The following is a 13,212-nucleotide window of genomic DNA, read 5'->3' as shown; positions in this document are numbered from 1 at the left end:
CCAATGATTGGCGAGTTGTGCCCACCCCAACGTTCCAGCCATCTACGCCAGCCCAGGTAATTTTCCAGGTATTTGGTTGCGACCCCATGAAATCTTTTCATCCACTGTTTAAGTCTGCTGTCGTAGGCATTAACATTCTGGATATGGTAAACACCAGCAATGACTCGAATTCCAGCAGAGAGATTGACGGGGCGATGGGTAATTCCGAGGCTATGAGCCACAGACCGGTAGACGGCAGCGCCATCACTACAGAAAATGGCATCTTTTGCCAGGATAGCCCGCAAAGACGGCTCAATTGTCTTTTTATCAAGCGCATTCAACATGAAATCTGCTGTTGCACCAGAGCGGTCGCGTACTACCAGCACCGGCACCTGATCTTTGCCTGTGCCACGTACATGGATTTGCTTGCCGCGTTTACGCGGTGGACGATTCAGGTGACGTTGACCTTTGCAGGAAGAGGGAAAAAAGGTCTCATCCGCCTCAATGATTCCTTGCAAGTGGTTGGCTTTAGTAGCCGCCGGCAAAGTCAGGAACCGATGGCGCCAGCGAAAACTGGTGTTTTTGTCTATTCCGCATTGCCTGCCGCTAGCTCGCACGGTCAAACCTTCAATCAACGCTGCGCTGTAATTCAACCACTGCTCCTTATGCCGCAGACGGGCCAAAGGAGTTCCCGAAATAGCCGTGAATGTGTGCTTGCATAAGCAACAGCGAAAACGTTGCAACCCCGCCTGGTGCCCCCAACGATGAGGGCGATCCGCCTGGCAGACCGGACAACTCGGCTCAAAAGAATCCTCAAGATATTTCACAACCACAGCTTGTGGCTTCGCCTCGCTCAGATAATGTTTGGCCTGTTCTTTTTGACGACGATTAAGTTGCGATATCTTTTCCACCACTCCCGAAAATCAGTGGCTTCCATGACTATACCCTCCAGTCTTAAGGTTCCAGCCTATTCGACAAAAAGGTAGTTCCAACGTTTAATGCAGACATAGCCTTAAATTTCAGGGAAATTTCTGATAGATGGTTCTGGAAATTTGATGTATTGTTTTCACTAGCATCTGTTGCAGATGCGATTCGTACTATTCTTATCCAACGGGACGTGGAAGCCCCTACCATGACAGCCAAGGGTTTTAATCCGCTCAATCAATATAAACCAATAGCACGCTCCGCCGGATATAATAAATTGTTTCAACAGCGAGCGCAGGAAAATGCGGAAGTCTATCTTAGAAAAGCAAATGGCTCGATTTCTCTAAATGATTTTGATTCACTACGCGTCATCTTTGATATTACCGCGCCATCTAACGGAACTATAAACCTGATCATCTATCCCTATCATTCCCAAATACTTGCGCTTTTCGAAGAAACTGGATTGTGGCCCATATTTGCAGAATGGAAGCGGTTGCTGATCAATGAAATTTCTGTGGCACGAAAACGCCATTCTCACATCAACATCAAATTATACGATTTTAGTGGTTATTCGCGTTATAACTGTGAACGTATTCCATCATTGGGTGATCGTGAATCAGCTACTAATTGGTATTGGGAGGCCGGTCATTTCAAAAAAGCGCTTGGCGATATCGTGTTGGCTAGAATATTAAATATATCAACACCATTAGCGTTGACAGCTGATGGTAGCATGGATGGATTTCTTTCGCAGTTTGGTTTTGAGCTTGACGAATCCAATCTGAATGATAATGAGGAGCGTATCAGGCAGGAGCGTTCATTATGCATGCGTGATTATCCGGAGCTGTTTACAGAAACCAGGGCACTTGTTGCCGCTGTCCGTAGCAAAAATTAATCGGCAGACCGTTAACCTGCATACAAGCAAACTAGAAATCGCTTGATCAATATAATGGATAATGAATTGCGTTAATCGTTTTTAGGAATTTTCTACTTGTCACTAAAACTCTTGCTTGGATGCTTGTATTTTTTATTGACCACAATTCAGGTTTGTAATGCCCATCCCCATAACTGGGTGACTGTTCGTAGCGAATTCGAGTTGAATGACAGTGGCCACCTGGTGACCGCCAGCCAGGTCTGGCGGTTTGATTTTTTTTATTCTGCCATCCTGATTGCAGAATTGGCAAATGACTGGCAGCAGCCGTTGCCCAAGGCACTTGAGCTGGAAGCGCGTCGTATGGTGACGAATCTGAAGTCCTATGGTTATTTCTCGGTGCTCTCGATTGGTGACCGCGATATGGCTTTACCGATACCTGATCGTTATCGATTACAGGTGGTCAAGGATGGTGAGCAAGAATTTCTTGAGCTGAGTATGCATTTTCAGCTCAACCCACATTTGCTCTTGAAGGGTAACGAGCTGATCTGGTTGGTTTTTGATCCCACTTATTACATAGCTTACAGTCATGAAAGCGTGAGTAATATAGAAATTCGCCATCCCACTGGATGGCAATGCAGCAAGCAGATCAGAATGCCTGAGATTCAGGAAGAGTTGATTGCCTATGCGTTTTCACTGGATCGGACGCAGCGTGATACCGATGGTCTGGGGGAGGCGTTTGCCGAAAAGATTGTAATCAGGTGCGAGCCGCAGTCTTGAATCCATATTTCTGATGATTAGAAATAAAAGCTTATGGTTGGTGGCGGCATTCTGTTTGGGTGTATTGCTTGTCATTTTCCTGATTCCCTGGGCAACCCTGCTGGCAGCAATTGCTACGCTGCAGAAACAGCTGCATGTTGTGCTGACGGAACATGTTTCGCAGGTGGGAAATTCACCGTGGCAATATGGCTCTGGATTGATTCTGGTCAGCTTTCTTTATGGTATTTTTCACGCGGTGGGTCCAGGACATGGCAAGGCAATTATCGTAAGTTATTTGGGAACACAGAATCAGGAGCAGATATCGCATGGCATCAAACTGTCCTTCCTGGCAGCGCTTCTGCAGGCGGTTGTAGCAATTGTGCTGGTGACGGTAACGGCGCAATTGCTTGATCTGTCTATTGGCAGTGCTAGAAAGTATAGCCATAATCTTGAGCTTGCCAGTTATATCCTGATTGTTTTATTGGGAGGAATGATTTGTCTGCGCGCTTTACGGAATATGCATACCCTGCGTTTATTGAAATTGAAGCGCCTGCATCAGCATTTGGTGCCTGGAAGCGACCATGCGTGTGACTGTCAACATCATTATGTGCCTGAAACAGCACACGATAAGAAACAGCGTGGACTGGTCGTGCTATCAATGGGGCTGCGGCCATGTACGGGTGCCGTACTAGTATTAATGTATGCTTATGTCGTCAATGTCTATATTTTTGGAATCATGGCCACGTTTGCCATGGGCGTAGGCACTGGGCTTGCAGTTGCGCTGCTGGCGGTGGTGACTGTTTTGTGTAGAACGAGATTGCTGAAGTGGATGACAGGGCGGAATGGTAGAAGCTATGCACTGATACGATTCTTTGGCGCGGGATTGATGCTGCTCGGCGGAGCATTATTGCTGCTGCTGGGAGTAGCGTTGTTTACGGTGACTGATATCGTACCGGCTAGCCATCCATTGTTATGACCGGTAGACGCCTTAACGCCTCAATTGCAGGAATTTAAAGAGTTCTGTTATAGTGCTTTTTCGTAAACAATAATAAAGGAGTGTGTCATGCATATAGGCAAAATAGCCATTGCGATTATAGCGGCATTATCTATAAGCAGTTGTGCGGATATGTCGGCAACGCAGCGGAGTTCAGGGCAAGGTTCTTTGATTGGCGCGGCAACGGGCGCGGCAATTGGTGCGCTTGCTGGCGGAGGTAAGGGTGCGGCTATCGGAGCGGGTGCTGGTGCCGCCGTAGGAGCAGGTGCTGGTTATTTGTGGTCGCAACGCATGGAGGAGCAGAGACGACAGATGGAAGCTGCCACAGCAGGTACCGGGGTATCGGTGACACAAACGACGGATAACCGTCTGATGCTGAATATTCCAAGTGATATTTCATTTGATACCGGCAGTGCGCGTATCAAGTCCGGCTTTTTCCCAATACTCGACAGCTTTGCAATCAGCTTACAAAATAACCCCGGTACGCAGGTAACGATTATTGGTCATACTGATAATACCGGCAGTGATGCGATCAACAACCCCCTTTCAGTTAATCGTGCAGCCAGTACGCGTGATTATCTGGCCAGCAGGGGAGTGCCTTACCAACGTATCCAGATTGATGGACGTGGTTCCTATGAACCAGTTGCACCGAATAACACCTCGGCCAGTCGCGCCATGAATCGGCGTGTCGAGATTTATGTAACCGAATCGCGTTGAGCGAAAATTTTTATTTCTTTGTATTAAAACTAACTGGATTGTGATCAGGTTGTTATGACCGAAATAGAAACTGACAAAAAAGACAGGTGGGAAAAGGAATTGCTGGAGAAACTGATTTTTACTTCTCTACAGGAGCAGAGAAGAGCTCGTAACTGGAGTATATTTTTTCGCTTATTGACGTTCTCCTACCTATTTATTCTGTTTTTCTGGGCATTGGGCTGGTTTGACTCGGATGCGGTGAGTGTATCCGACAAGCATACGGCGTTGGTTGACCTGCGGGGGGAAATCTCTGCTGAAGGATTAAGCAGCGCGGAGAATATCAAGGCAGGGTTAAAAAATGCATTCAGGCACCGCAACACTGCCGGAGTAATTCTGCGCATCAATAGTCCTGGTGGAAGCCCAGTTCAGGCGGGTGCCATTAATGATGAAATACACCGGCTGCGGGCGCAACATCCAGATATTCCTTTTTATGCGGTTGTCGAGGATATCTGTGCGTCTGGCGGTTATTACATTGCGGTAGCCGCAGATAAAATCTTTGTAGATAAGGCGAGTGTGGTAGGTTCAATTGGGGTCATTATGAATGGCTTCGGTTTTACTGGCACACTTGAAAAACTGGGCGTGGAACGCCGCTTGCTAGCTGCGGGCGAGAATAAAGGTTTTCTTGATCCATTCTCGCCTGCTAGTCCGAAGCAGCGTCAACATGCCACCAGGATGCTCACGGAGATCCATCAGCAATTCATTAATGTCGTACAAAAGGGGCGTGGTGATCGTTTGCAGGATGACCCACAAATTTTCAGTGGAATCGTCTGGACGGGTGAGCAGAGTATTGCACTGGGATTAACTGATGCGCTGGGAGATGTTGACTATGTTGCGCGAGAAATCATTCAAGCAGACCGTATTGTCGATTTTACCTCGCAAGAAGGGCTGGTTGACCGTTTCGCGAAGCGGTTTGGCCAGGTCGTGGCCAGCGTGTTGATCGGGCTTGAATCCAGCCTGCAACTACGATAGTTCAATTTTTTGATGGATTCCGCAAGGCGATCAATTCGGTGAGCATGCGAATGACACCATTTTGCCAGGGCGGCAGATATAACTGAAAAGTATCGCGAAATTTTTCAGTGCTAAGTCGTGAATTAAGTGGCCGAATCGCTGCTGTAGCAAAATCTTTGGTGGCTACCGGAACCATACTTTCTGAACTGACTTTGATTGGAATTTGCTTTTCACGCGCAAAAGCCAGTATAAGCTTCGCATAGGCATACCAAGTTGCTTCGCCTTGCGAGCTAACGTGATACATGCCTGATAATTCAGGATTTATCAGTAATTTGGGAATGATCTGCGCAGTAATATCAGCCAGCAGTTCCGCACCAGTGGGTGCGCCAAACTGGTCATTGATAATAGTCAGTTGCTCGCGTTCCTGTGCCAGCCGCAGGATAGTTTTTGCAAAATTCTGCCCCATTGCGCCATAAACCCAGCTGGTGCGCAAGATCAGATGGTTACAGCCTGATTCAATAATAGCAGCTTCTCCTTCTAGCTTGCTGCGGCCATAAACGTTGAGTGGCGCGGTTACGTCGGATTCCCGCCAGGGATGGTTACCGCTGCCATCAAAGACGTAATCAGTCGAATAATGAACCAGACAAGCACCGATTTTTCTGGCCTGACTTGCCAGCAAACCAGGTGCTTGTGCATTGGTGGAAAGAGCCGCTTCAACGTCATTTTCTGCCTTGTCCACTGCAGTATAGGCGGCGGCATTAACGATGACGGTTGGCCGGATGGCCTGGAGTGTACGTACGATGCCAACCTGATCCGCAAGATCACCACAATATTGTAGATCATGCCGGTCGAGCGCGATCAGTTCACCTAGTGGCGCCAGGCTACGCTGTAATTCCCAGCCAACCTGACCATTTTTTCCGAGCAGCAAGATCTTCACTAGATGCGGCCAATGTAGTTGGTTTCAACCCATTTTCGGTATTCGCCGGATTGGACATTTCGACACCATTCCTGATTCTGTAGATACCATTGCACGGTTTTTCCGATGCCGGTTGCGAAGGTCTCGGCAGGTTCCCAGCCCAATTCATGATGAATTTTGTGCGAGTCAACAGCATAACGACGATCATGTCCGGGGCGGTCAGCGACGTAGGTGATCAGGTTACGATAATCGTAATTAACCGGGTGTTCTCTCTGTAAGATATCGCAGATGGTATGCACGATTTCCAGATTGAGTTTTTCGTTCCGGCCGCCGATGTTGTAGGTCTCGCCAGGTCGGCCCTTTTCCAGCACACAACGAATGGCGCTGCAATGATCGTTGACGTATAGCCAGTCACGGATTTGCTGGCCATCACCGTAAACTGGCAGCGGCTTTCCGGAAAGCGCATTGGTAATCATTAACGGAATCAACTTTTCAGGAAACTGGTATGCGCCATAGTTATTGGAACAATGGGTGGTCAGTGTTGGTAGCCCATAAGTATGGTGATAAGCACGCACCAGGCAGTCGCTTGCAGCCTTGCTGGCGGAATAGGGACTATTCGGGCGGAAACAGTGTTTCTCGGTAAAAGCGGACTCATCGGCGGACAATGTGCCGAAGACTTCATCTGTTGATACGTGCAGGAAACGAAAAGCCAATCTCAGCTCTTCCGGCAAGCTTCGCCAGTAATGTCTGGCCGTTTCCAGCAAGCGAAAGGTCCCGGTGATATTGGTCTGGATAAAATCCTCCGGGCCATGGATGGAACGATCCACGTGGCTTTCTGCTGCCATGTGAATGACTGCGCGAGGTTGATGATGAGCAAAAATTTTGCTCATTTCATCGCTGTTGCAAATGTCTGCGCATACAAAAATATGCTGTGTATTTCTTTCCAACAAGGAAAGATTCTGCAGATTACCTGCATAGGTGAGCTTATCGATATTAACGATGGGCTCATCCGATTGGCCAACCCATTCCAGTACAAAATTGGAACCAATAAAACCGGCGCCGCCTGTAATTAGAATCATAGCGTTATGTATTGAGTAAATTGAATGGAAGTGTGTTTGGTAACCAGGTAACTTCCAGTCCAGGTGCGTCCGGCGGGGCCTGAAAATGACAATCAACACCGATTCCAGCTACCCAGATCAGGGTGTCTGCACAAAACAGTAATGGCAACGTGTTACGTTTCCATGGTGGAAGCGCGGCTTCCTGAAAAATCTTTTTTAAGCTACGCTGTGGTCGTGCAGTATTCAGCTGAAATTTTTCTCCGCCAGTTCGAGATCGAATCGTAACAGTTTGTCTGGACAGTTTCTGTAAATCAATACCGGTTCCCGATTTTTTTGTAAATACCAGCGTTCCTTGCAGCGGTTCGATAAATAGCTGCTTTTCGCCTTGCCAGGGAATAATAAAGTGCTTTTCTGTGGTAAATTTTATTGGTAAGCATTCAATTATTCCCCGAAAACAACGGATTTCAATGTTCTCAAACTGAAACAAGAAATGGTTGTCGGAGGTGATAGCACATAACTGGCGCAGAAGCTCGTCCATTTTGGATGTGGACGGTAAATAAGACATTTTCTGCGCCAAGAAATAACGTAGCAGGTTTTTTGCGCGAGCCGGGTTGAGACTGCATAGTTTTTCCAGTGACAGAGTATCGCGATTAATTGCCTGAGCACTATCAGCTTGCGCTAATTCGTCTAACAGCTGTTCGGCTTCTCCCAGATGACGGCAGGCACGAGAAAGGGTTTTTCGGTAGGCAGGGTAGCGTATTTCAATTACTGGAAAAACCTGATGACGCAAATAATTTCGGTCAAAATCAGTGTTGGTGTTGCTCTCGTCATTTACCCATGACAAATTATTGATTTGCGCATAATGCAATAGAGCAGCGCGCGGAACGTTCAGCAAAGGACGCAGCAACTTGATTGATGTGCCTGTCAACAACCTGACGGTGGGCATCGCACTCAATCCCTTTATGCCCGCGCCGCGCAGTAGTTGCAGCAATAATGTTTCGGCCTGATCATCCTGGTGTTGCGCCAGCACAATAAAGTCAGTATCAACACGGGCAAATGCCTGATAACGGGCATCTCGGGCAGCAGCTTCCAGACTTTGTTGCGCTTGTTTGTGAACCTGTACCCGGAAGATGGACAGGGAAATGGCGTATTCCTTACATAATTTCTGACAGAAATGGCTCCATTGATCTGCATTTTGACTGATGCCGTGACTCACATGTACTGCGGATAAATGAAATCCGATGACAGTAGATAATCTGGTCAGTATATCCAGAAGCACGACGGAGTCAACGCCACCGCTCAATGCTAGCGCGAGGCGATCACCTGGCGTGACGAACGAGTGAAGATGGCGTTGTAGGAGCTCAATCAGATTTTTCGGGTTGATTGAGCTTGAACTTGCCATAACCCATTAATCGCTCATAACGTCTTTGCAGTAAAGAATCCAAGGGTATGTCCTGCAGTTTGCGTAGTGATTCCTGTAGAGCCTGTTTGACAGATTGCATGGCGGCAGGGTAATCACGGTGCGCGCCACCGATGGGCTCTGGAAGAATATCATCGATCAAGCCCATCTCCTTGAGTCGGTCTGCTGTAATGCCAAGAATTTCAGCGGCTTCTGGTGCTTTATCCGCGCTTTTCCATAAAATAGAAGCGCAACCTTCTGGGGAGATGACCGAATAGGTGGAGTGCTGCAGCATCAATACGGTGTCTCCCACAGCAATGGCTAGCGCCCCGCCTGACCCCCCTTCCCCGATGATGATGCAAATGATTGGGATTTTCAGTGCTGCCATGACATAAAGATTTTTGCCAATTGCTTCCGATTGTCCGCGTTCTTCAGCATCAATGCCAGGATAAGCGCCAGGCGTATCGATAAAAGTAATCAGGGGGATCGAGAACTTTTCCGCCAGACGCATTAATCGCAATGCTTTGCGATAACCTTCGGGTTTGGGCATGCCAAAATTGCGATGTATTTTTTCCTTGGTATCACGCCCCTTTTGATGACCGATTACCATCACCGCTTGCCCATTGCAGTACGCCAATCCACCAACGATTGCCGGATCATCGGCAAAACAGCGATCACCATGCAATTCTTCAAAATTGGTAAATAAATGCTGTATGTAATCCAAGGTGTAAGGTCGCTGAGGGTGTCGGGCAACCTGTGAAATTTGCCAGGGTGTCAGCTTGGCATAGACACTCTTGGTCAGCCCCTGACTTTTTGCCTGCAATTTCGCAATCTCAGCTGAAATATCCAGAGCGGAATTGTCCTGGGTATAACGCAATTGCTCAATCTTGGCCTCGAACTCCTCGATCCCTTTTTCAAAATCCAGAAAGAAGGTTTTCATAAATAAAGTTTTGATTGAAAAAACGATGATACAGGATTTGTGCTGACCTGTAGATTCTCAGGAGATATCAAATCCCGCTTCTTCTATAGCACATTTAAAATCTTCAATTCTGGAAGAAGCTGTTTGATGTTCAACGGTTGCCTGCGCGCCTTCGAGCGTGACAGTAACCTTGATGACGCCGGGCAGTCTTTCGAGAACTGTTTTGACACTACTGACACAGCCCATACAGGTCATGCCTTTGACTGGGATAATGGTTGTCGTGACGGAATTCCCCATGTGTTGATGCTCCATGATTTTTGTGAGGTGTTGGGTGTCTGTCAATGTTCTGCTTTCCAGCGTTTGAGCAACAGCGAGTTCGTGACAACGGAAACCGAGCTCATGGCCATCGCGACACCCGCAATGACCGGGTTAAGCATACCAAACGCTGCCAGCGGGATCCCTAGTGTATTATAGAAAAAAGCAAAGAACAGGTTCTGGCGAATTTTGTACAAGGTACTGCGCGAGAGTAAAATTGCATCAGCCACACTGATCAGATCATTACGCATCAGCGTGATATCAGCTGCATCGATTGCAACATCGGAACCGGCAGCAATCGCGAAACTGATATTTGCACTCGCAAGCGCCGGAGCATCATTTACCCCATCTCCGACCATACCAGTAAAACGACCACTTGCCTGGATGGCCTCAACTGCCGCTGCCTTGTCCTGTGGTAATACCTCTGCCTGAAAATGCTGGATTCCTGCTTGAGCAGCAATAGCTGCGGCGGTGATCGGGTTATCTCCGGTGAGCATGATGACCTCAATGCCCATACCCTGCAGTCGTTCAACTGCCTTGGCAGAAGTGCTGCGCAATGGATCAGCAATTGCAAGATAGCCCATTATCTGTGGCGCAGGTTCTGTTTGCGCGGCGATGATAACTACAGATTTTCCTTCTGCCTGCAGTGCTGAGAACCGGGTCTGCTCGACGTCGACTCCGTTGCTTTCCAAAAACCCGGGGGAGCCGAGCAGGTAGCTGACACCTTGACAAGTGGCAGCAACTCCTTGGCCGGTTAGGGATACAAAATCTTTTATCGGCAAGGACGGAATATTGCGCGTGCTTGCCTGCTCCAATATTGCTCTGGCGAGTGGGTGATCTGACCCTTGTTCCAGCGAGGCAGCAATTTGCAGCAACTCACTTTCATTGATCGAGCCGGTAGTGACAATATTGGTTACCACCGGATGGCCTTCAGTCAGGGTGCCGGTTTTATCGACGATCAGCACTTGAATTTTTTCAGCTAGTTCGAGTGCTGCTGCATTTTTGACGAGTATACCTTCCTGCGCACCCCGTCCGGCACCTACCATAATTGCGGTCGGCGTGGCCAGCCCCAGCGCACATGGACAGGCTATGACCAACACGGCAACTGCATGGGTCAGTGCCGTCACAAACTGGCCAGACCACCACCAAGTCACGCCCAGAGTGACGAGGGCAATTGAAACAACGGCTGGAACAAAAATACCGGCGATGGCATCAGCTAGACGTTGTATTGGTGCCTTGGAGCCTTGAGCAGCTTCTACCAATCGGATAATGGTAGCCAGTTGAGTATTGGTACCAACACTGGTTGCGCGGCATTTCAGCAGGCCTTGCAAATTGCTGGTAGCCGCAAATACCTTGGCACCTGTTTCTTTGGGGACGGGAAGACTCTCGCCGGTCAGTATAGACTCGTTTACGCTGGAACCGCCCTCTATGACGATGCCGTCAACTGGTAGGGTTTCGCCTGCCCGGATGACAAAAATATCACCTGGTTGAATTGAATTGACATCCACATCAATAATTACGCCATTACGTTCTATGTGGGCAGTTTTGGGTTGTAGTCTGATGAGTGATTCGATCGCAGACGAGGTTTTCTGCTTGGCACGTGCCTCCATCAGTTTGCCCAGTAATACCAAGACAATAATCATTGCACTTGCTTCGAAATAGACGTGGAGATCCAGTTGCCAGAAAGTCACAGCAGCGCTGAAAAAATAAGCCATGCTGGTTCCCAGTGCGACCAGTACATCCATATTCGCGCCACCGCCGCGCAATGCATGCCACGCACCCGTATAAAACCTTTTTCCTGCCCAGAATTGGATGGGAGTAGCAAGCATCCATTGCAACCACCGCGGGAGTAGATGGTTATGATCTCCAGTCGCCATCATGGCCATTTCCAGCAGAAACGGCAAGGCCAGTACTGCTGATATCAAAAAAATATGACGCTCTTGCCGATAAGCTGCGAGCCGTTGGACTTTTTCTGCTTCCCGGCTGCTGCCGGTGATTTCCCGTGCGCCGTAGCCGGCATGCCTTATCGTGGCAATTAGTTCGCTAATTGTGGTGAGCACGGGGTTGAACGTGATACGAACGATTTCACTTGCCGGATTAAGCGCTACCATGACGCCAGGCAGATTATGCAACGCTTTTTCAATCTGATTACCACAGGCCGCGCAGGTCATGCCTTCGATCTGGAATAGTACAGTACGATCAGCGACCGCAAAACCTGCTTTTTCAATCGAGCGCGAAAGCTCTTCAGGGCACGTTAAGCTGTTGTCAAACTCGATCAGTGCTTTTTCACTGGCAAAATTGACCGCTGCGTGTATGCCCGGAAGTTTATTGAGATTCCTTTCAATGCGAGCCGCGCACGCCGCGCAGGTCATACCTATTATGGAGAGTTCAAGTTTCTGGGTCTGCACGGCGGACAAATCGGTGCGCAAAAGGGAGACTAGTCTCTCTCACCAGAGAAGGCAAGCAATAGCTGTAACAAGCTGATGAAAAGATTATATATGCTCAAGTATATCCCAAGTGTTGCCATAACGTAGTTAGTTTCGCCGCCATTCACAATCCGGCTGACATCATACAGAATAAAGCCCGAGAAAATCAGGACAGCTGCAGCGGACACGGCAAGCGAAACAGCTGGGATTGCAAAAAACAGGTTAGCGAGCGATGCTAGAATGATAAGTACCAGCCCGATAAGTAGAAAGTTTCTTAAAAACCCGAAATCTTTTTTCGTGACGGTTGCGATACTGGCAAGCGTAAAAAAAATAACACCAGTTCCAGCAGCAGCCATACCAATAAGCTGCGAGCCATTACTGAAATTAAGCGCGAATTGCAGAAGTGGGCCTAACCACCAGCCAGCAACAAAGGTAAAGACGAACAGTAAAACGACTCCCCAGATGCTGTTACGGGTAGCGCTAACCGCAAACATCAGCCCGATCATAGCTGCAAGCATGGCAAGTGAGCCGACAATGGGTGATTCTGCTAGAAACGAAAAATTCGTGCTTAAACCCATGAACGCACCGATTACGGTGGGGATCATCGTTAAGCTGAGCATCAGGTAGGTATTTCTTAGTACAATATTGCGTATGCTTGGATCCAATACAGTTTGGCTGGCGGTGAAACGTGTTGTTGATTGCATTGTTGGTTCTCCTTTTATGTGACGATGGTTACAGGTAACGACTTTGTACGAACATAGATTGGTCAATATATCCTGAGATTGGCTTGCCTTGCTAAAAGTTGCAATTATTATTCGTGGAATTTATTTCATTCCGCTGTTATTCTATCATTGAAAGAATTAACCATTTCTTAATAATGGTTAATTCTTAATCGACGATTAAATATGTATATAACGTCGCAAACTAGCTTGCGGGAAATGATATGAGGCT

The 13,212-nt window shown here is 48.0% G+C and carries 12 protein-coding genes and 1 pseudogene; 5 read left to right on the top strand and 8 right to left on the bottom strand.

Features of this window, described 5'->3' with window-relative positions; all coding sequences use genetic code 11:
* Window positions 1-916: pseudogene (locus NSMM_RS00315) on the bottom strand (IS1595 family transposase); the annotation flags it as partial.
* Window positions 917-1,039: 123 nt separating this feature from the next.
* Between NSMM_RS00315 and NSMM_RS00310 the strand changes: the two are divergent.
* The 5 genes from NSMM_RS00310 (at window position 1,040) to NSMM_RS00290 (ending at window position 5,249) form a co-directional block, all read left to right on the top strand.
* A complete protein-coding gene (locus NSMM_RS00310) occupies window positions 1,040-1,795 on the top strand; it encodes a hypothetical protein (RefSeq protein WP_143001800.1) in 756 nt (251 codons plus the stop codon).
* Window positions 1,796-1,930: 135 nt separating this feature from the next.
* Complete coding sequence (locus NSMM_RS00305) at window positions 1,931-2,551, top strand: DUF1007 family protein (RefSeq protein WP_176753808.1); 621 nt, start codon at window positions 1,931-1,933, stop codon at window positions 2,549-2,551.
* Between the two features lie 13 nt (window positions 2,552-2,564).
* Window positions 2,565-3,506 (top strand): nickel/cobalt transporter, encoded by a 942-nt coding sequence (locus NSMM_RS00300; RefSeq protein ID WP_090283469.1) that lies wholly within the window; start codon window positions 2,565-2,567, stop codon window positions 3,504-3,506.
* 87 nt (window positions 3,507-3,593) lie between these two features.
* The gene (locus NSMM_RS00295) at window positions 3,594-4,241 is read left to right on the top strand and encodes a YiaD family glycine zipper/OmpA-like lipoprotein (RefSeq protein WP_090283467.1); all 648 of its coding nucleotides are present in this window, start codon (window positions 3,594-3,596) and stop codon (window positions 4,239-4,241) included.
* A gap of 54 nt (window positions 4,242-4,295) precedes the next feature.
* Window positions 4,296-5,249 carry a S49 family peptidase gene (locus tag NSMM_RS00290; RefSeq protein WP_090283465.1) on the top strand — a complete coding sequence of 318 codons (954 nt, stop codon included), beginning with the start codon at window positions 4,296-4,298 and terminating at the stop codon, window positions 5,247-5,249.
* 1 nt (window position 5,250) lies between these two features.
* On the opposite strand, the gene rfbD is transcribed toward NSMM_RS00290, so the two are convergent.
* From rfbD to NSMM_RS00255, 7 genes are read right to left on the bottom strand one after another with little or no spacing between them, the layout of a single operon-like run.
* Entirely contained in the window at window positions 5,251-6,165 is a 915-nt protein-coding gene (rfbD, locus tag NSMM_RS00285; protein ID WP_090283463.1) for a dTDP-4-dehydrorhamnose reductase, read from the bottom strand.
* Window positions 6,165-7,223 carry a dTDP-glucose 4,6-dehydratase gene (gene rfbB / locus NSMM_RS00280; RefSeq protein WP_090283460.1) on the bottom strand — a complete coding sequence of 353 codons (1,059 nt, stop codon included), beginning with the start codon at window positions 7,221-7,223 and terminating at the stop codon, window positions 6,165-6,167. Before rfbB ends, rfbD begins: the two co-directional genes overlap by 1 nt.
* Window positions 7,224-7,227: 4 nt before the next feature.
* Window positions 7,228-8,604 (bottom strand): tRNA lysidine(34) synthetase TilS, encoded by a 1,377-nt coding sequence (tilS, locus tag NSMM_RS00275; RefSeq protein ID WP_090283458.1) that lies wholly within the window; start codon window positions 8,602-8,604, stop codon window positions 7,228-7,230.
* Window positions 8,564-9,541 carry an acetyl-CoA carboxylase carboxyltransferase subunit alpha gene (locus NSMM_RS00270; RefSeq protein WP_090283456.1) on the bottom strand — a complete coding sequence of 326 codons (978 nt, stop codon included), beginning with the start codon at window positions 9,539-9,541 and terminating at the stop codon, window positions 8,564-8,566. Before NSMM_RS00270 ends, tilS begins: the two co-directional genes overlap by 41 nt.
* Window positions 9,542-9,598: 57 nt before the next feature.
* Complete coding sequence (locus NSMM_RS00265; protein WP_245654616.1) at window positions 9,599-9,832, bottom strand: heavy-metal-associated domain-containing protein; 234 nt, start codon at window positions 9,830-9,832, stop codon at window positions 9,599-9,601.
* A 26-nt stretch (window positions 9,833-9,858) separates the two neighbouring features.
* Window positions 9,859-12,243 (bottom strand): heavy metal translocating P-type ATPase, encoded by a 2,385-nt coding sequence (locus NSMM_RS00260; protein WP_342671768.1) that lies wholly within the window; start codon window positions 12,241-12,243, stop codon window positions 9,859-9,861.
* Window positions 12,244-12,272: 29 nt separating this feature from the next.
* Complete coding sequence (locus NSMM_RS00255; protein WP_090283450.1) at window positions 12,273-12,965, bottom strand: Bax inhibitor-1 family protein; 693 nt, start codon at window positions 12,963-12,965, stop codon at window positions 12,273-12,275.
* Window positions 12,966-13,212: the final 247 nt, after the last annotated feature.

It is taken from the genome of Nitrosomonas mobilis (genome assembly GCF_900103035.1).
In the GTDB taxonomy this organism is placed as follows: Bacteria; Pseudomonadota; Gammaproteobacteria; order Burkholderiales; family Nitrosomonadaceae; genus Nitrosomonas; species Nitrosomonas mobilis.
The sequence above is the reverse complement of the archived record's forward strand: the minus strand, read 5'-3'. Positions and strand labels throughout refer to the sequence as shown.